The following is a 19,166-nucleotide window of genomic DNA, read 5'->3' on the forward strand; positions in this document are numbered from 1 at the left end:
AGGACTATTCATGGCTCACTCCAGCACCTCTAGCGGCATCGCAGCAGGCAGCCGGTTCGCGCCGGGGCGTGCCCTCGACATCGTGTGCCTCGGCCGGCTGGCCGTCGATCTGTACGCGCAGCAGGTCGGCGCGCGACTCGAAGACGTGTCGAGTTTCGCGAAGTATCTCGGCGGCTCGTCGGCGAACATCGCGTTCGGCTGCGCGCGGCTCGGACTCGACGCGGCCATGCTCGCGCGCGTCGGCAACGATCACATGGGGCGCTTTCTGACCGAAACGCTCGCGAAGGAAGGCTGCGACGTGAGCCACGTGCGCATCGATCACGAACGGCTGACCGCGCTCGTGCTGCTCGGGCTGAAGGATCGCGACACGTTCCCGCTGATCTTCTACCGCGAGAACTGCGCGGACATGGCGGTCGACGAGGCCGATTTCGACGAGGCGTTCATCGCGTCGTCGAAAGCGCTGCTGATCACCGGCACGCACTTCTCGACCGGGCAGGTCAATCGCACGAGCCGCCGCGCGCTCGACTACGCGCGCCGCAACGACGTGCGCACCGTGCTCGACATCGACTACCGCCCGGTGCTGTGGGGACTCACGGGCAAGGCCGACGGCGAGACGCGTTTCGTCGCGAGCGAGGGCGTCAGCGCGCATTTGCAGCGGATTCTGCCGCTGTTCGATCTGGTGATCGGCACCCAAGAAGAGTTTCGCATCGCCGGCGGCAAGACCGACCTCGCCGACGCGCTCGCGGTGGTGCGCGCCGTGACGCCGGCCACGCTCGTGCTGAAACGCGGGCCGCTCGGCTGTCAGATCATCGACGGCGACGTGCCCGCATCGCTCGATGCGGCGCCGCTGCACGGCGGCGTCGAAGTCGACGTGCTGAACGTGCTCGGCGCGGGCGACGCGTTCGCTTCCGGCTTCCTGTCCGGCTGGTTGCGCGATCAGCCGCTCGACGCCTGCGCGCGCGCCGCGAACGCGAGCGGTGCGCTGGTCGTGTCGCGGCACGGTTGCGCTCCGGCGATGCCGACACCGGCCGAGCTCGACTACTTCCTGCGCGAAGCGCAGGCCGATCCGCAGCGCATGCGCCGCCCCGACCTCGACGCGAAGCTCGCAAGACTGCATCGTGTGTCGCCGGCGCGCAAAGCGTGGCACGAAGTGCTCGGCTTCGCGTTCGATCATCGCAATCCGTTCTTCGAACTCGCGCAACAGACCGGCGCCGACGAAGCGCGCATCGCCTCGTTGAAGGGCCTGTTCGTCGAAGCGGTCGCGCAGACCGAACGCGCGTTGAACCTGCAGGGACGTATCGGCGTACTGATCGACGACCGCTATGGTCAGGACGCGCTGAACGCCGCGACCGGCCGCGGCTGGTGGATCGGCCGCCCGGTCGAGTTGCCCGGCTCGGTGCCGCTGGAATTCGATCATGGCCGCTCGATCGGCACCACGCTGATTGCGTGGCCACAGGAACACGTCGTCAAATGCCTCGTGCAGTTTCATCCCGACGAGCCGATCGAGCAGCGGCTCGAACAGGAAGCGCAACTGCGCGCGCTGTACGACGCGACGCAGGCAAGCGGCCATGAATTGCTGCTCGAAGTGATCCCGCCGAAGCATGCGTCGCTGCCGCAAGGACCGGACATCGTGTATCGCGCGTTGAAGCGCCTGTACAACCTCGGCATCTACCCCGAGTGGTGGAAGCTCGAACCGATGGACGCCGCGCAATGGCAGACCATCGACGCGCTGATCGCCGAGCGCGATCCGTATTGCCGCGGCGTCGTGCTGCTCGGTTTGTCGGCGGCGGTCGAGCAATTGAGCGAAGGCTTCCGCGCGGCCGCGCAAGCGGCGACGTGCCGCGGCTTCACGGTCGGCCGCACGATCTTTCACGAACCGAGCCATGCGTGGCTCGCCGGCGACATCGGCGACGACGAATTGATTGCGCGCGTGCGCCAGACCTTCGAAACACTGATCGCCGCGTGGCGCGGCGCGCGCGGCGATCCGACGGCACGCAATTCGCCTCGTCGCGCTCACCAGGAGCAGGCCGCATGAACGAGCGCATCATGCATGACGACACCCCAGCCAGCACCGGTGGCACGATTCGCCTGACGATGGCGCAGGCGCTCGTGCGCTATCTGGCCGCGCAACGCGTCGCCAGCGAAGACGGCCACGACGTCGAACCGCTGTTCGGCGGCGTGTTCGCGATCTTCGGCCACGGCAACGTCGCGGGCATCGGCGAGGCGCTGCATCAGCATCGCGACGCACTGCCGACTTTGCGTGCGCACAACGAGCAGGCGATGGCGCACAGTGCGATCGCTTACGCGAAGGCGCACTTGCGCCGCCGCATGATGGCCGTGACGACGTCGATCGGCCCCGGCGCCACGAATCTGCTGACCGCGGCCGCGCTCGCGCACGTGAACCGTCTGCCGGTGCTGCTGCTGCCCGGCGATATCTTCGTGTCGCGCGCGCCCGATCCGGTCCTGCAGCAACTCGAGGATTTCACCGACGGCGGCGTGTCCGCGAACGACGCGTTCAAGCCGCTGTCGCGCTACTTCGACCGCATCGTGCATCCGGCGCAATTACTGAGCGCGTTGCCGCGCGCGATCCGCGTATTGACCGATGCCGCGTCGTGCGGCCCCGTCACGCTCGCGTTGCCGCAGGACGTGCAGGCACAGGCGTGGGACTTTCCGGAGGACTTCTTTACGCCGCGTGTCGTGCGCTTTCATGCGCCCGCGCCACGTAGCGACGATATCGACGCCGCGTGCGCGCGCCTGCGGCACGCGAAGCGTCCGCTGATCGTCGCCGGTGGCGGGGTGCTGTATAGCGGCGCGGCCGATGCGCTGCACCGCTTCGCGAGCGCGCATGGCGTGCCGGTCGCGGAAACGCAGGCCGGCAAAAGCGCGCTCGCGTGGAACGATCCACTGAACGCCGGCGCGCTCGGCGTGACTGGCTCACCGGCCGCCAACGCGCTCGCGCATGACGCCGACTGCGTGCTCGCGCTCGGCACGCGCCTGCAGGACTTCACGACCGGTTCGAACACACTGTTCACGCAAGCGGACGTGATCGCGATCAACGCGAACGGGTTCGACGCGCTCAAGCATCGCGGCGTCATCGTCGAAGCGGATGTGAAGCTCGCGCTCGATGCGCTCGCCGGGCCGCTGCAAGGCTGGCACGCCGAGCGCGGCTGGACCGCGCGCGCGCACAAGCTCGCGGCGAACTGGCGCGACACTGTGCACACGCTCACGCATGCGCCGCAACGCGACGCGGTGCTGCCCTACGAGGGCGACGTGATCGGCGCGGTGCAGCGCTCGAGCGCGCACTCGCCGACCGACGACATCGTCGTCTGCGCGGCCGGCACGCTGCCCGCCGATCTGCACAAGCTGTGGCGCGCGGGCCGGCCCGGCGCGTATCACGTCGAATACGGCTACTCGTGCATGGGCTACGAGATCGCGGGCGGCCTCGGCGTGAAGCTCGCGCGGCCCGAGCGCGAGGTGATCGTGATGGTTGGCGACGGCAGCTATCTGATGATGAACAGCGAGATCGCGAGCTCGGTGATGCTCGGCGCGAAGCTGATCGTCGTCGTGCTCGACAATCGCGGCTTCGGCTGCATCAATCGACTGCAACAGGCTTGCGGCGGCGCACCGTTCAACAATCTGCTCGACGATTGCGTGCACGCGCCGGAAGGCGCGCCGCGCATCGACTTCGCCGCGCATGCGCGCGCGCTCGGCGCCGAGGCCGAGCATGCGGGCAATCTCGCCGAGTTCGAAGCGGCGCTGCAACGGGCGCGCGCGGCGAAACGCACGTACGTGATCAGCATCGACACCGACCCGGCGCGCAGCACCGAAGACGGCGGCTGGTGGTGGGAAGTCGCGGTGCCCGAGGTGTCGGCGCGCGCGCAAGTGCGCGACGCCCGCGCGAAGTACGACGCGCAGCTGGCCGCGCGCGCCGCGCCGCCTGCACCGCCTGCACCGCCTGCGCCGTCCCAGGGCACCGATCACGAGTGACAACCACGAGGACTCCGGCATGACTGCTTTCGACGTACGCATCGGCATCAATCCGCTATCCTGGATGAACGACGACCTGCCGTCGCTCGGCGGCGAGACGCCGCTCGAAGTCGCGCTAACCGAAGGTCGCCAGATCGGCTATCAGGGCTTCGAACTTGGCAACAAGTTTCCCCGCGAACCTCAAGCGCTGAAGACCCTGCTCGCGCAATACGACCTCGCGCTCGTGTCCGGCTGGTACTCGGGACAACTGGCTAAACGCAGTGTCGCGGAGGAAATCGACGCGGTCGGCCCGCATCTCGAGTTGCTTGCGCGCAACGGCGCGACCGTGATGGTGTATGGCGAAGTCGCCGATTCGATCCAGGGCGCGCCGCGCCCGCTGTATCAACGGCCGCGCTTTTTCAGCGACGCGCAATGGGCCGCGTACGCGGCACGTGTCGATGAATTCGCACGCTATACGCTGAGCCGTGGCGTTCGGCTCGCCTATCATCATCATATGGGCGCGTACGTCGAAACGCCGGCCGACGTCGATCAGTTGATGGCACGCACCAGCGACGCCGTCGGCCTGCTGTTCGACGCCGGGCATATCACGTTCGCGGGCGGCGATCCCGTTGCCGTGCTCGACGCGCACATCGCGCGCGTCTGCCACGTGCATTGCAAGGACGTGCGCCCCGCCGTGACGAGGCTCGCGCGCAATCGCAACTGGAGTTTTCTCGATGCGGTGATCGCCGGTGCATTCACGGTGCCCGGCGATGGCGCGGTCAATTTTCCGGCGCTGATCGAGCGTTTGAAGCGGCATGGTTATTGCGGCTGGCTCGTCGTCGAGGCGGAGCAGGACCCGGTGGTCGCGCCGCCGTTCGACTATGCGCAGAAGGGATACGGAACTTTGCGGGCGCTCGTCGATGCGCCGCTCGGCAAGGAGGCAGCATGAGCTTATTGGTGAAGGCAGAGCGCGAAGGCCAGACGATCGCGCGCGTGACGCCGCAGTCGGCCTGCTGGCGCTATGTGGGATTCGCCGCGTACCGGCTGGGCGCGAACGAACTCGTGTACGTGTTCGAGCCGGCGCGCGAAAGTTGCATCGTCGTGCTGAGCGGCGCGGTCGATATCGAAACGGCAGATACGACGTGGCGTTCGCTCGGTTCGCGCGATAGCGTGTTCGAAGACGCGGCGCCCTACGCGGTATATCTGCCGCCGAATCTGCGCGCGACGGTGCGCGCGTGCCGCGACGCGGAGATTGGAGTCGCGAGCGCGCCGGCCACAGGCGAGTATCCGGCGCGGCTGATCGAACCTGCGTCGATGACGCGCTCGACGCGCGGCAAATCGCTGAATACGCGCTATGTGTGCGATATTCTTCCGCAGACCGAGCCGGCGGAATCGCTGCTGGTGGTCGAAGTGAGAACGCCGGGCGGTCACGCGTCGAGCTATCCGCCGCACAAGCACGACACCGACAACGTTCCGCTCGAAAGCTCGCTCGAAGAAACCTACTACCACCGGCTCGATCCGCCGCAAGGCTTCGCGTTCCAGCGGGTGTACACCGACTCGCGCGATATCGACGAATCGATGGCCGTCGAGGATCGCGACGTCGTCATGGTGCCGCGCGGTTATCACCCGGTCATCGTGCCGTATGGCTACGATTCGTACTACCTGAACGTGATGGCGGGCAGCCAGCGGCTCTGGCATTTCCATAACGATCCGGCGCATGAATGGATCATCAACAAGGATGCTTGACTGACTTGTCCATGATGCGCGTCAGCCAATCCCGAGCCATTCGCGCATCACATCGTCACGCGACAGAAACGACGCCAGCGCGCCGTCGAACACAATCTCGCCGTGCCCCATCACCGCGACGCGGCTCGCGATGTCCTGCGCGATCACGAGCCGCTGCTCGATCAACAACATCGCGACGCCACGCTCGCGCAGCGTGCGCAGACAGCCGGCGACCTGTTGCATCACGAGACGCGCGAGTCCTTCGCCGGGCTCGTCGATCAGCAGCAGATCGGGATCGCCGAGCAGCGCCCGCGCGAGCGCGAGCATCTGCTGCTCGCCGCCCGACAGCGCGCCGGCGCGCGTGCGCTTGCGCTCGGCGAGCACCGGGAATAGCGCGTACGCGTCGTCGAGCGTGAAGCGTGGTGCGCGGCCGCGAACGCGTGACGCGGCAGCCGGCGCAATGCCTAGCAGCAGGTTTTCGTGGACGCTCAGCGCGGCGAACACGTCGCGACGCTCGGCCACATAGCCGAGCCCGAGCCGCGCGATCTCGAACGTGCGCAGACCGGCGAGCGAGCGTCCCGCGAAACACAGTTCGCCCTCGCAGCGCACGAGGCCCATGATCGCGCGTGCGAGCGTCGAGCGGCCCGAGCCGTTGCGGCCGACCAGCGCGACCGCTTCGCCGGGCTCGATGCCGAGCGTGACGCCGTGCAACGCCTGGCTCGCGCCATACCACGCGTTCAGACCGCGGATGTCGAGCAGCGCGCTCATCGGCCCGCTCCGTGGTCCGGTTCATCACCCGCCCGCGCGCCTGAGCCGAGCTCGACGCGCTCGCCCAGATACGCGGCACGCACCGCCGCGTCAGCGCGAATCGCAGCTGGCGACCCGCTCGCGATGATGCGCCCCTGCACCAGCACCGAAATGCGATCGGCGATCGCGAACACCGCCTCCATGTCGTGCTCGACCATCAGCAGCGTGCGGCCCGCGGTGGTGTCGCGGATCAGTTCGATCGCGCGCGCCGCTTCCGCGCGGTTCATGCCCGCCGTCGGTTCATCGAGCAGCAGCGTGTGTGCGCCGCCCGCCAGCGCGATGCCGAGATCGAGCGCGCGCTGCTCCGCGTAGCTGAGCGTGCCGGCTGCGACGTCGCGGCGCGAGCGCAGGCCGACCGCGTCGAGTACGGCGGCGGCGCGCACATCGACCGCGGGCGTGCCGGTCAACCGCTGCCACCAGCGCGTGCGATCGCGCTCGGCAAGTTGCGCCGCGCAGCGCAGGTTGTCGAACACGGACAGACGCGGGAACACGCTGGTGCTCTGGAAGCTTCGCGCAAGGCCGCGGCGCGCGATCGCGGCCGGCGCGAGCCGCGTGATGTCCGAGCCGAACAGGTGGATGCGTCCCGCGCTGGGCCGCGCGCCGCCGCCGATCAGGTCGAACAGCGTCGACTTGCCCGCGCCGTTCGGGCCGATCAGCGCGTGCCGCTCGCCGGGCTCGATCGCGAGATCGACGCCGCGCAGGATCGGGGTTGCGCCGAAACGCTTTTCGACACCGTAGAGCGCGAGCGCGGGGATCATCGTGCGGCTCCGGCGGATCGCTCCGTGCCTGCCTGGGCGGTGGCGCGTGCATGCGTGCGCAGCGCATGGCGTGTGGTCAGCGCGGCGAGCGCAACGAGCGCCAGCGCGACAGGAAGCGGCGAGGCGCCGAGCATCGCGAGCAGCGGCGCACCGGCTGCATCCGCACCCGCGCCCGCGCCGGCACCGGTGCCGAACAACGCGCCGAACAACGCCCCTGAAGCCGCGCCTTGGTCCGAGCCGAACTGCGCCGCATAGGCCCACTGCACCGCGAACACGACGGCCGCGAGCCACAGCGACAGCGCCGCCGCGCTCCACAGATAGGCGGCGCGGCAACGTCGCCAGCCATAGGCCGCAATCCGCGCCATGTGACGCGACGCAAAGCCCGCGAGCCCATCCGGCGCGGCCATCACGACGACGACGAAGAACAGTCCGAGATAGAACAGCCAGGCCCGCGTGACACTCGCGACCACGACGCTGAAAAACGTCAGCACGATCGCACCCGCGACCGGCCCGAAAAACGTCGCCGTGCCGCCGATCACGGTCGCGATCAGCACCGCGCCCGAGCGCATCATGCCGACGCTCTCGGTCGACACGAGTTCGAGATTGATCAGTCCGAGCGTCCCCGCGATGCCCGCAAAAAACGCCGACAGCACCACCACGCCATAGCGAACCCGCCGTGGATAGCAGCCGATCGCCGCCGCGCGCGCCGGGTTGTCGCGCACCGCGTTCGCCAGCCGTATGAACGGCGTGCGCGACAGCGCGAACATCGCGACACTCGCGGCGACGCACCACAGCGCGATCAGCGCATAGGCCTCGCGCACCGGGCCGAAGCTCCAGCCGGCGAGCGGCGCACCGCTCGCGCGATCGATCGCGACGCCCGCCTCGCCGCCGAACCAGCCCGGCAGCGTCCACGCGGCCGCGACCACGAGCTCGCCCAGACCGAGCGTGATCATCGCGAACGCGGTGCCGGCGCGGCGCGTCGCGATGAAGCCGAACAGCACGCCGCACAGCGCGCCGCCGATGCCGCCGACGAACGGCAGCAGCACCAGCGGCATCCCGCTCGCGTTGAACACGCGCGCGGCGATCAGCGCACCGAGCCCGGCATACGCAGCATGGCCGAACGACAGCAGCCCGGTCGCGCCGAGCAGCAGGTCGTACGACAGCGCGAATACGATCATCGTCGCGCTTTGCGCGAGGTACGCCAGCAGCCAGCTGTGCGGCCAGATGAAAGGCGGTACGCCCAGAAAGGCGACGAGCGCGAACCACGGCGCGAGCGCGCGGCCGCGCCTGCGACGCGGCAGCCCGCTTTCCACCGCGACCGACGCCCCAACCCGCTTACGCATGATCGTCACGCCGTCCGAAGAGCCCGCGCGGCCTCATCGCCAGCATCGCGACGAGCAGCAGATACGGCAGCAGCGGTGCGAGTTGCGCGAGCGTCAGCGCGTCCCATTCGGGCGGCAGCACCGCGCCGGCGAGCGACACCACGTCGCCCAACGACAGATCGCTGGCGACCGCCAGCGTCTGCACGCACCCGACCAGCAGCGACGCGGCCAGCGCCCCGCTCAGCGACCCCAGGCCGCCGATCACGACCACGACGAACACGATCGAGCCGAGCGACTCCGCCATCGCCGGCTCGATCACGAAGAGCGGCGCGCCGATCACACCAGCCAGCGCGGCAAGCGCGGTGCCGGCTGCGAACACGCCGGTGAACACCCGTGGCACGTTGTGGCCGAGCGCTTCGACCGCCTGCGCATGCGTGAGCGCGGCGCGCACGATCAAGCCCGTCTTCGACGCGCGCAGGATCGCGACGAGCGCCGCGAGCATCGCGAGCGACACCGCCATCATGAACGCGCGATAGCGCGTGAAGACCGCGCCGTACAGCGAGAACAGTGGACCGTCGAGCACGGCCGGAATCGGTGCCGACAGCGGACTGAGCCCCCAGCCGAGCTTGACGAGTTCGCCGAGCAGATAGGCGCGGCGCCGAACGTCAGCAGCAGTTCGGGCAGATGGCCGTGCCCGCGCACCCGCCGCAGCAGCCAGCGCTCGAGCGCCGCGCCCAGCAGACCGACGACGAGCGGCGCGATCACCAGCGCGCTCCAGAAGCCGGCGCGCGCCGCCACTGAAAAGCCGACGTACGCGCCGAGCATGTAGAAGCTCGCATGGGCGAAGTTGAGCACGCCGAGCATGCTGAAAATCAGCGTCAGCCCGGCCGACAGCATGAACAGCAACAGCCCGTAGCTCAGGCCGTTGAGCACTGTGACGATGAACGACTGCACGCGACTATTGCGCCGGCCCGGCGACGCACAGCGGTTCGAGCGCCGCGCGCAGTGCCGCCGGCAGGTTCACCGGACGGCGCGTCGCGCGATCGACGTAGACGTGCACGAAATGTCCCTGCGCGGCGGGCGCGGCCTCGCCGTCGCGGAACAGCCCCACCTGGTAGCGCACGCTCGAGGTGCCGAGCCGCGTGACGCGCAAGCCCGCGTCGACCCGATCGGGAAACACGAGCGGCGCGAAGTAGTTGCACTGCGTCTCGACGACGAGGCCGATCGTCGCGCCGTGCTCGAAATCGAGCACGCCCGCGCGGATCAGATACTCGTTCACGACGGTGTCGAAATAGCTGTAGTAGACGACGTTGTTCACGTGGCCGTAGACGTCGTTGTCCATCCAGCGCGTGGTGATCGGCAGCATATGCGGATACGCGGCGCGGCCGGCGGGGGCGGGTTTGTTCATCGGATGTGGCGGTTGGTGGATGGTGACGCCGTCACAGCGACTCGGTCAGCATGCGGCGATAGTCGTCGGCACTCGCCTCGCGCGGATTCGTGCGATGGCAATGGTCGACCAGCGCGCCCTGCACGACCTTGTCGAACATGCTTTCGTCGACACCCATCTGTTTGAGGCCGGTCGGCAGACCGAGCCGCGCAGTCATGTCAAACAGCGCCTGCGCCAGATCCGCATGCTCGGGCACCCCCATCACGCGACGCATGCGCGCATAGCGACGCTCGGCCACCACGCTAGGCGCGCGCTCGTTGAAGCGCAGCACCGCGGGCAGCACGACCGCGTTCAGCGTGCCGTGATGCAGCGACGTGCGGCCGTTCACCTTCAGGCCGCCCAGCGGATGCGACAGCGAGTGCACGCAGCCGAGGCCCTTCTGGAATGCCATCCCGCCCTGCATCGACGCACTCATCATGTTCAGGCGCGCTTCGCGATCGTTGCCATCCGCGCACGCGCGCTCGATGCTGGCCCATGCGCGTTCCAGACCGTCGAGCGCGATCCCGTCGGCGGGTGGATTGAAAGCCGGCGCGAGGAAGGTTTCGATGCAGTGCGCGATCGCGTCCATGCCGGTCGCGGCGGTCAGCCCCGGCGGCAGGCCGAGCGTGAGGCCCGGATCGCACAGCGCCGATTTCGGCAGCAGATTCCACGAATGAAAGCCGAGCTTGCGGCCGTCGTTCAGAATCACGATCGCGCCGCGCGCGACTTCGCTGCCGGTGCCGGCCGTGGTCGGAATTGCGATCAGCGGCGCGACCGCGTCGGTGATCTTCGCGCTGCCGCCTTCGATCGTCGCGTACTGCGTGAGCGGCCCCGGATGCGTGGCCGCGATCGCGACGCCCTTCGCGAGATCGATCGACGAACCGCCGCCCACCGCGATCAGCCCGTCGCAGCGCTGGTCGCGATACGCCTGGGCGGCCGCAAGCACCATTTCCTCGGTCGGGTTCGACGGCGTGTCGTCGAACAGCGGCACGTCGCCGAGCTTCAGCGCGTCGAGCGCCTGCCGCGCGATGCCGGCCGCGACGACGCCCTTGTCGCTGATCAATAGAGGCCGCTCGATGCCGATCCGCGCGCACTCGGATGACAGTTGCGACAGGGCATCGAAGCCCAGATGAATATGGGTCAGGTAGTAGATGTAGGCCATGCCGTTGCTTCTCCCTGAGCGTGCGCTCATTGACCGCTGATGGTTCACTGCCCCGGCCGCTCGACGAACTCGAACGGCAAACCGCGCCGCCGCATCCATTCGCCGAGCGCCTGGCCGGTGCCCGCGCGCCACGGCCGCAGCTTCGCGGGCTCGACGAGCCGGTATTCGAGCAGTTCGGGCGACAGCGCAATCGCCCCGTGCGCCTTCACGTGATACGCGATGATCAGCTCGTTCTTGCGGATGAATTCGTACACGCCGATCAGCTCGACCGATTCCGTGTGCAGCGACGTCTCCTCGAGCACTTCGCGCGCGATCCCCTGCTCCGGCGTTTCGCCGTTTTCGAGGAAACCGGTGATCAGCGCGAACATCCCCTCGGGCCACGCGGCATTGCGCGCGAGCAGGATCTTGCCCTCGTACTCGACGATCGCGGCGACGACCGGCAGCGGGTTATTCCAATGGACGTAGCCGCACGCGGTATCGGGACAGCTCTGACGAACGCGGCCGCCCTCGTGCTCGGGGTCGCTGCGTTCGGTCAGCGGCTTCGCGCAGCGGGGACAGAATCGGTACTCGGTCATGGTGGGGGACGTCTCTTTGGTCTTTTGCATCACGCGGCGCACGGCTCGCGCGCATCGCCTTCGCGGCAAGCGGCGGCAGCTGCGCGAATACCGCGTTCGATTCGCTCGGAAACATGATGCGCACGGCGAGGATTTCCTGCAACCGCCCGGCGACAGGCGCGAGGAGATGACGGAAAGCGGTCATTTTAGTGCGCTCGTGCGAGATTTGTTTTTAGCGTTAGTTGCAACCGCAATCCGGCATGCGGCCCCGGCCACGCGGCATGCGCGTCACCGCGATCAGCCCCGCCGCCCCTGCCAGCAGCGCGCCTGCGGCGAGGCACAGCGCCAGCGAAAACGATCCCGTGTGCGCGGCGATCGGCGCGGCCACCAGCGGACCGGCAATCTGCCCGATGCCATAGGCCGCCGTTGCGTATCCCATCAGCCCGGCCGCGTCGTCGCCGCGCAGACGCCGCGCCTCGCGCATCGCGAATAGCGTGATCGCGGTAAACGGCAGGCCGATCAGGATGCTGCCGAGCGAAAAGCCCGCCGCCGTCGGCCACACGATGCCCAGCGCAATGCCGAGTGCCTGCAGCACATACGAGCCCGCGAGCAGCACGCGGTTGTCCCAATGCACGGGCAAGCGCGCGGCGAACAACGCGCCGACGATCAGCGCGGCGCCCAACATCGGCCAGAACAGGTCCGGCCACGCCGAGCCAGGCAACGCGTGGCGCGCGATGACCGGCAGAAAGGTCGCGGTGATGATGTAGCCGAAGCCCGGGATGCCGTACAGCAGCACCAGCCAGAAGGCGTCGGCGCGGTGGACCGCAGGGCCGGCTTGAACGCCGGCCGTACCGGGCGGCTGCTTTGCGCTGGCGCGTGGTCCGATGGCGGGTTTGGGCACCGCTGAGCTTTCGTCAGCGGGGGCCGCGGCCTTCGCACGTGGTGCGTCGCCAAACACCGGCCACACCAGCACCGACAGCACCGCGCCGATCGCCGCAAAGCCAATCCATCCGATCACCGCGCCATAGCCGCCCGCGACGCTGACCAGCAAGCCGGTCCCGACGATCCCCACGCCCGGCCCCGTATAGATGACCCCGCTCCACGCATGCGCGCCGAGTTCGGCGAGCCGCCGCAAGCCCCATTGCGACGCGAACACGAACGTCCATGCGCTGACCGCGCCCGCGACGAAGCGAACCAGCGCCCACACCCAGAACTGCCCGGTGACGCCCATCGCGAGCGTCAGCAGCACGGTCGCGACGAGCCCGACGCGCACCATGCGCGAGGGCTTGACCCGCAGCGCCGCGCACGTGAGCGCACCGGCGAAATAGCCGGCGTAGTTGAACGATGCGAGCCAGCCGCCGTGCTGGATGTCGAGCTGCGGCTGACCGAGCGATGCGCTGTGCAGCATCAGCGGCAGCAGCGGCGTGAATGCGAAGCGCCCGATGCCGAGCGCGACGGCCAGCGTCACCATGCAGGCGAGCGCCGCGCGCCGGGCGGCGTGCGGTTCGTGGAAGCGCTGGTACGCGCGCGAGGCAAGGTCGTTCATGATCGGACGGTCAAACGGCGACGATATGAATCCATCTTAGCTTGACCTTTTGATCACAGAAAATGAATAATTAGGATGCCAACCATCGCCAGGAGAGAATCATGGATCTGGCCGCTCTCACCATCTTTCGCGCGGTCGTGCGCGAAAACGGCGTGACACGCGCGGCGGCGAAGCTCAATCGCGTGCAATCGAACGTGACCACGCGCATCAAGCAGCTCGAGGAGCAGCTCGGCACCGAGTTGTTCATCCGCGATGGCCGCCGCCTCGTGCTGACGCCGGCCGGCGAGACGCTACTGCCCTACGCGGAACGGCTGCTCGCGCTTGCCGACGAAGCGCGCCATGCGGTGCGTGAGGATCGTCCGAGCGGCCGTCTGCGTCTCGGCACGATGGAAAGCGTCGCGGCGACGCGTCTGCCCGGCCTGCTCGCGCAATATCACCAGCAATGGCCGGCCGTCGCGCTGGAGCTGGAAATCGGCACGACCGGCAAGCTGATCGAGCGGGTGCGCGAGTTCGAGGTCGATGCGGCGCTGATCGCGACACCCTTCGATCCCGCCGCGATCGGCGAGCTGTTCGAGACCGTGCCGGTGTTCCGCGAAGAGCTCGTGATGCTGACGCCGCGTGGTCATCGGCCGATCCGCGAAGCGCGCGACATCGCGCTATCGACGCTGATCGCGTTCGAGCCCGGCTGCGCTTACCGGGTGTATATCGAAAAGTGGTATCTGGAGCACGGCGTGCGGCCGGCGCGCGTGCTGGAACTCGGCTCGTATCACGCGATCGTCGCGTGCGTGGCGGCCGGCGCGGGCGTCGCGGTCGCGCCGCGCTCGGTGCTCGATCTGCTGACCGATACGAGCAATATCGCGGTACACGAGTTGCCCGCTATCGGCATGATCGACACGCTGCTGGTCTGGCGACGCGGCCATTTTTCGTCGGCGCTCAACGCGCTGCGGCGCACGCTGGTGGCGTCGCACGAAGCGACGGCCGACGCGGATGCGGCGGCGTCCGTGGATGCGAATGCGGCCTGATGATTGAGCCCCCGCCGGCAACCGGGTCCGGCGCAACCCGACCGGCTTCGGCAAAAGCGAAGGGGCCACGCAACACGCCAATCCTGCTGGCACGTCGCGTGGCCCCTTCGTCGAACCCGGCTCGACTGCGGGTCGAGCCGGACTCAACCGATCATCGAAATCAAAGCTGGCCTTCGACCCAGCCCTTGACGCCCGCGAGCGCCGCCGGCAAGTTGGCCGGCTCGGTACCGCCAGCCTGCGCCATGTCCGGACGGCCGCCGCCCTTGCCGCCGACCTGCTGCGCCACGAAGTTGACCAGTTCGCCCGCCTTGACTTTCTTACTGGCGTCGGCGGTCACACCGGCGATCAGGCTGACCTTGCCACCTTCGACCGACGCGAGCACGATTGCCGCGCTCTTGAGCTTGTCCTTCAGCTTGTCGACCGTTTCGCGCAGCGTCTTCACGTCCGCGCCTTCGAGCGTCGCAGCGAGCACGTGCACGCCGGCGACTTCGATCGCCTGGCCCGCGAGTTCGTCGCCCTGGCTCGACGCCATCTTCGACTTCAGCGCGCCCAGTTCCTTCTCGAGCGCCTTCACCTGGTCCTGCACCTGGCCGATGCGCTGGGTGAGTTCCGCCGGTTGCGCCTTCAGCACCGCTGCGGCCGCATTGACGCGCGCTTCCAGCTCCTGCACGTAGCGCACCGCGTTGTCGCCCGTGATCGCTTCGACGCGACGGATCCCCGCCGCGACGCCGCCTTCCATCACGATCTTGAACAGGCCGATGTCGCCCGAGCGATTCACGTGCGTACCACCGCACAGCTCACGCGAGAAGCCGAGGTCGAGCACACGCACTTCGTCGCCGTACTTTTCGCCGAACAGCGCCATGGCGCCGCCCTTCACCGCGTCGTCATACGACATCACACGCACGATGCCGGGCGCGTTCGCCAGCACTTCGGCATTGACGATTTCCTCGACGCGGCGGATCTGCTCGTCCGTCATCGGCGCGTTATGCGCGAAGTCGAAGCGGGTCTTCTCGGCGTCGACGAGTGAGCCCTTCTGCTGCACGTGCGCACCGAGCACCTCGCGCAGCGCCTTGTGCATCAGGTGCGTGGCCGAGTGGTTGCGCGCCGTGCGGGCGCGGCGGACCGCGTCGATTTCCGCCTTGACGATGTCGCCGAGCTTCAGCGTGCCCTGCTCGAGCGTGCCGTGATGGCCGACCACGTCGGCCTGAACCTTCAGCGTATCGACGACCGCAAAGCGCGTGCTGGCGTTGGCGAGCACGCCCTGGTCGCCGACCTGGCCGCCCGACTCCGCGTAGAACGGCGTGTGATCGAGCACGACGACCGCCTGCTGGCCGGCCTGCGCCTGCTGCACCGACGCGCCGTCCACGTACAGCGCGACGACCTTCGCGTCGTCGAAGACGATCTCTTCATAGCCGTGGAAGGTGGTCTTCGCGCCCGAGTATTCGAGGCCCTGCGCCATCTTGAACTTGCCCGCCGCGCGAGCCTGCTCGCGCTGACGCGCCATCGCGTCGTCGAACGCGGATTCGTCGACCGTCACTTCGCGCTCGCGGCAGACGTCCGCCGTCAGGTCGAGCGGGAAGCCGTAGGTGTCGTGCAGCTTGAACGCGAGTTCGCCGTCGAGCGTCTTGCCACCCCTGGCGTCGAGATCGGCCAATGCGGCCTCGAGAATCGACATGCCGTGCTCGATCGTCTCGAAGAAGCGCTCTTCTTCCTGACGCAGCACGTCGGTCACGCGCTGCTCGGCCTGCTTCAGTTCAGGGTAAGCGTCGCCCATCTGCGCGACGAGGTCGGCGACGAGGCGATGGAAGAACGAACCCTTCTTGCCGAGCTTGTAGCCGTGGCGGATCGCGCGGCGCACGATACGGCGCAGCACGTAGCCGCGGCCTTCGTTGCCCGGAATCACGCCGTCGACGATCAGGAACGAGCACGCGCGGATGTGATCCGCGATCACCTTCAGCGAATTGTTGCCCAGATCGGTCACGCCGGTTTCGCGGCCAGCGGCTTGGATGAGCGCCTGGAACAGGTCGATCTCGTAGTTGCTGTGCACGTGCTGCAGCACGGCCGCGATACGCTCGAGGCCCATGCCGGTGTCCACGCATTGCTTGGGCAGCGGCGTCATGTTGCCCTGCGCGTCGCGGTTGAACTGCATGAACACGAGGTTCCAGATTTCGATGTAGCGGTCGCCGTCTTCGTCGGGTGATCCCGGCGGCCCGCCCCACACGTCCGGGCCGTGGTCGTAGAAGATTTCCGAGCACGGGCCGCACGGGCCGGTATCGGCCATCTGCCAGAAGTTGTCCGATGCGTAGCGCGCGCCCTTGTTGTCGCCGATGCGGATGATGCGCTCGACCGGCACGCCCACTTCCTTCGCCCAGATGTCGTGCGCTTCGTCGTCTTCCTGGTAGACGGTGACCCAGAGCTTGTCTTTCGGCAGCTGGTAGACGCCGGTCAGCAGTTCCCACGCGTAGTGGATCGCGTCGCGCTTGAAGTAGTCGCCGAACGAGAAGTTGCCGAGCATCTCGAAGAACGTGTGATGACGCGCGGTGTAGCCGACGTTCTCGAGGTCGTTGTGCTTGCCGCCAGCGCGCACGCTGCGCTGCGCGGTCGTGGCGCGCGAATACGGACGCGATTCCGCGCCGAGGAACACGTCTTTGAACTGCACCATCCCCGAATTGGTGAAGAGCAGTGTCGGGTCGTTGCCGGGCACGAGGCTCGACGAACGGACGATCGTGTGGCCCTTCGATTCGAAGAACTTGAGGAATTTCTCGCGGATTTCAGCGGCTTTCATAGCGGGCGGGGGACGGTCCTGACGGTTCCTGACGGAGACTGGCGGTCGATGGGATGCGCCAACTGTCTGTTTCTTAAACGACTGATTATACGGGATCGGCAAGCGTGCGAGGCACTGTGTGCCGCGCGTTGCGAGCCGCGCTACGACGTTCGGCTGACTGCGCCCGCGAGCGGGAATCGCTTAAGATGGCTTGCACGAAACGGCGCGCTAAATCACGCAGTGCAACTCGCGCGCCGCCTGCATACCTGAGGAGACATTGAACGATATGGGCGCTCTCAGTCACATCCGCGTGCTGGATCTCACGCGCGTGCTCGCTGGCCCGTGGTGCACGCAGACGCTCGCCGATTTCGGCGCCGACGTCATCAAGATCGAACGCCCCGAGGTCGGCGACGACACCCGCCACTGGGGGCCTCCCTATCTGAAAACGCCGGACGGCGCGGACACGCGCGAAGCCGCCTACTATCTCGCGGCGAACCGCAACAAGCGCTCGGTCACGCTCGACATCGCGTCGCCCGAGGGCCAGCGGATCGTGCGCGAACTGGCCGCGCAAAGCGACGTCGTGCTCGAGAACTACAAGGTCGGCCAGTTGAAGAAGTACGGCCTCGACTATGAATCGCTCAAAGAGGTCAAGCCCGACCTGATCTACTGCTCGGTGACGGGCTTCGGGCAGACCGGACCATACGCGCAGCGCGCCGGTTACGACTTCATCGTGCAAGGCATCGGCGGCTTCATGAGCATTACCGGCGAGCGCGACGCTCAGCCGGGCGGCGGCCCGCAGAAGGCCGGCGTCGCGATCGCCGACCTGATGACCGGCATGTACGCGACGATCGCCGTGCTGACCGCGCTCACGCACCGCGACCGCACCGGCATTGGCCAATACATCGACATGGCGCTGCTCGACGTGCAGGTCGCGATGCTCGCCAACATGAATTCGAACTATCTCGCGAGCGGCCAGCCGCCGGCGCGCTGGGGCAATGCGCATCCGAACATCGTGCCCTACCAGACATTCCAGACGAGCGACGGCTGGATCATCGTCGCGGTCGGCAATGACGGGCAGTTCCGCAAGTTCGTCGAGGCGGGCGGTCGCCCGGCGCTCGCCGACGACGACCGTTTCGCGACCAACCCCGCGCGCGTACGCAACCGCGAACTGCTCGTGCCGATTCTTGCGGACATGGTCCGTCTGCAGGGAAAGCAGCAATGGATCGCGGCGCTCGAAGCGGCCGGCGTGCCGTGCGGGCCGATCAATAACCTCGCCGAGGTGTTCGACAACGAGCAGGTGGTCGCGCGCGGCATGCAGGTGGATCTGCCGCATCCGTCGGGCGGCAAGGTCAAGCTCGTGCGCAATCCGATCAACATGACCGGCACGCCGCCGCAGGCGCTGAGCCATCCGCCGCTGCTCGGCGAGCATACCGAGCGCGTGCTGCGCGACGTGCTCGGATACGACGCGCAGAGGATCGCGGAGTTGAAGCGGAAAGCGGTGATTTGACCGACGAGGCGGCGAGCCTCAGCCCACCGTCGTCAGCGAAGCCAGCCAGCGCCGGCCCTCGTCCCAATCGCCGAGGCCGCTATCGGCATTGATATGGCCGCGCGCGCCGATACCGATCCAGCGGCTGCCCCACGCGTTCGCGCAGGTTTGTGAAAACGGCACGCCGCCATACGGATCGTCGCTGCTCGCCACGACGATCGTCGCAAACGGCAGGCGCGTGAGCGGCACCGGCGCAAAGCCGGTCGCGTCCTCCGGGAAATCCGCTTCGGCCGGATCGGGCACGGCGACCAGCAGCGCGCCGGCCACTTTCGCGAGCTGCGTCGCGCTCGCGTACCGCGAGGCCCAGAACGCGGTGGTCAGGCAGCCGAGACTGTGGGCGGCGAACATGACCGGCGAATCCACGGCGTCAAGCGCGGCGGCGAGCGTGCGGCACCAGGCGTCGCGCGAAGGGTGGTCCCAGTCCGGCATCTGCACGCGCACGAACGCGGGATCGAGCGCTTCCCAGCGCGTTTGCCAGTGGCCTGGACCGGAGCCCAGATAGCCCGGCAGTACGAGTGTGGTTGGTTTTTGTTCGCTCATCGCGCTTCCCGTGTTCGGCTGATCGCCC

At 68.0% G+C, this 19,166-nt stretch carries 15 protein-coding genes and 1 pseudogene; 6 read left to right on the top strand and 10 right to left on the bottom strand.

Features of this window, described 5'->3' with window-relative positions:
- The first annotated feature begins 10 nt into the window (after positions 1–10).
- The 4 genes from OKW43_RS26595 to iolB are packed head-to-tail and all read left to right on the top strand — an operon-like array spanning position 11 to position 5,712.
- Entirely contained in the window at positions 11–2,035 is a 2,025-nt protein-coding gene (locus OKW43_RS26595) for a bifunctional 5-dehydro-2-deoxygluconokinase/5-dehydro-2-deoxyphosphogluconate aldolase (RefSeq protein WP_429450730.1), read from the top strand.
- Positions 2,032–3,987: a 3D-(3,5/4)-trihydroxycyclohexane-1,2-dione acylhydrolase (decyclizing) gene (gene iolD / locus OKW43_RS26600; RefSeq protein WP_187634886.1), complete on the top strand. Its 1,956-nt coding sequence runs from the start codon at positions 2,032–2,034 to the stop codon at positions 3,985–3,987. Before OKW43_RS26595 ends, iolD begins: the two co-directional genes overlap by 4 nt.
- A gap of 19 nt (positions 3,988–4,006) precedes the next feature.
- Positions 4,007–4,915, top strand: coding sequence for a myo-inosose-2 dehydratase (gene iolE / locus OKW43_RS26605; protein WP_187634885.1), 909 nt, complete (start codon positions 4,007–4,009; stop codon positions 4,913–4,915).
- Positions 4,912–5,712, top strand: a complete 801-nt coding sequence (gene iolB / locus OKW43_RS26610) for a 5-deoxy-glucuronate isomerase (RefSeq protein WP_187634884.1) — start codon at positions 4,912–4,914, stop codon at positions 5,710–5,712. The genes iolE and iolB overlap by 4 nt, the downstream gene beginning before the upstream one ends.
- A 21-nt stretch (positions 5,713–5,733) precedes the next feature.
- Here the strand turns inward: iolB and OKW43_RS26615 are convergent, their stop codons facing one another.
- The 8 genes and pseudogenes from OKW43_RS26615 to OKW43_RS26650 all read right to left on the bottom strand — a co-directional run bounded on the left by OKW43_RS26615 (position 5,734) and on the right by OKW43_RS26650 (position 13,266).
- Complete coding sequence (locus OKW43_RS26615) at positions 5,734–6,459, bottom strand: ABC transporter ATP-binding protein (RefSeq protein WP_187634883.1); 726 nt, start codon at positions 6,457–6,459, stop codon at positions 5,734–5,736.
- On the bottom strand, positions 6,456–7,256 hold the full coding sequence (locus OKW43_RS26620; RefSeq protein ID WP_187634882.1) for an ABC transporter ATP-binding protein: 801 nt from the start codon (positions 7,254–7,256) through the stop codon (positions 6,456–6,458). The genes OKW43_RS26615 and OKW43_RS26620 overlap by 4 nt, the downstream gene beginning before the upstream one ends.
- Positions 7,253–8,599, bottom strand: a complete 1,347-nt coding sequence (locus tag OKW43_RS26625; protein ID WP_187634881.1) for a branched-chain amino acid ABC transporter permease — start codon at positions 8,597–8,599, stop codon at positions 7,253–7,255. The genes OKW43_RS26620 and OKW43_RS26625 overlap by 4 nt, the downstream gene beginning before the upstream one ends.
- A pseudogene (locus tag OKW43_RS26630) lies at positions 8,592–9,475 on the bottom strand (branched-chain amino acid ABC transporter permease). Before OKW43_RS26630 ends, OKW43_RS26625 begins: the two are co-directional and overlap by 8 nt.
- Before the next feature lie 61 nt (positions 9,476–9,536).
- Entirely contained in the window at positions 9,537–9,986 is a 450-nt protein-coding gene (locus OKW43_RS26635) for an acyl-CoA thioesterase (RefSeq protein WP_187634879.1), read from the bottom strand.
- Between the two features lie 31 nt (positions 9,987–10,017).
- Positions 10,018–11,166: an iron-containing alcohol dehydrogenase gene (locus tag OKW43_RS26640; protein ID WP_187634878.1), complete on the bottom strand. Its 1,149-nt coding sequence runs from the start codon at positions 11,164–11,166 to the stop codon at positions 10,018–10,020.
- A 44-nt stretch (positions 11,167–11,210) separates the two neighbouring features.
- Positions 11,211–11,741 carry an NUDIX domain-containing protein gene (locus OKW43_RS26645; RefSeq protein WP_187634877.1) on the bottom strand — a complete coding sequence of 177 codons (531 nt, stop codon included), beginning with the start codon at positions 11,739–11,741 and terminating at the stop codon, positions 11,211–11,213.
- A 217-nt stretch (positions 11,742–11,958) separates the two neighbouring features.
- On the bottom strand, positions 11,959–13,266 hold the full coding sequence (locus OKW43_RS26650) for a YbfB/YjiJ family MFS transporter (RefSeq protein WP_429450736.1): 1,308 nt from the start codon (positions 13,264–13,266) through the stop codon (positions 11,959–11,961).
- 101 nt (positions 13,267–13,367) lie between these two features.
- Between OKW43_RS26650 and OKW43_RS26655 the strand changes: the two genes are divergently transcribed.
- The gene (locus OKW43_RS26655) at positions 13,368–14,288 is read left to right on the top strand and encodes a LysR family transcriptional regulator (protein ID WP_429450738.1); all 921 of its coding nucleotides are present in this window, start codon (positions 13,368–13,370) and stop codon (positions 14,286–14,288) included.
- Between the two features lie 160 nt (positions 14,289–14,448).
- Here the strand turns inward: OKW43_RS26655 and alaS are convergent, their stop codons facing one another.
- A complete protein-coding gene (gene alaS, locus OKW43_RS26660) occupies positions 14,449–17,073 on the bottom strand; it encodes an alanine--tRNA ligase (protein ID WP_187634874.1) in 2,625 nt (874 codons plus the stop codon).
- A gap of 265 nt (positions 17,074–17,338) precedes the next feature.
- Here alaS and OKW43_RS26665 point away from each other — a divergent pair, with 265 nt between their 5' ends.
- Positions 17,339–18,559, top strand: coding sequence for a CaiB/BaiF CoA transferase family protein (locus OKW43_RS26665; protein WP_429450741.1), 1,221 nt, complete (start codon positions 17,339–17,341; stop codon positions 18,557–18,559).
- Positions 18,560–18,577: 18 nt separating this feature from the next.
- Here the strand turns inward: OKW43_RS26665 and OKW43_RS26670 are convergent, their stop codons facing one another.
- Positions 18,578–19,138 (bottom strand): RBBP9/YdeN family alpha/beta hydrolase, encoded by a 561-nt coding sequence (locus tag OKW43_RS26670; protein ID WP_429450743.1) that lies wholly within the window; start codon positions 19,136–19,138, stop codon positions 18,578–18,580.
- Positions 19,139–19,166: the final 28 nt, after the last annotated feature.

The sequence above is a fragment of the Paraburkholderia sp. WC7.3g genome (assembly GCF_050436345.1).
Lineage (GTDB): Bacteria > Pseudomonadota > Gammaproteobacteria > Burkholderiales > Burkholderiaceae > Paraburkholderia > Paraburkholderia podalyriae.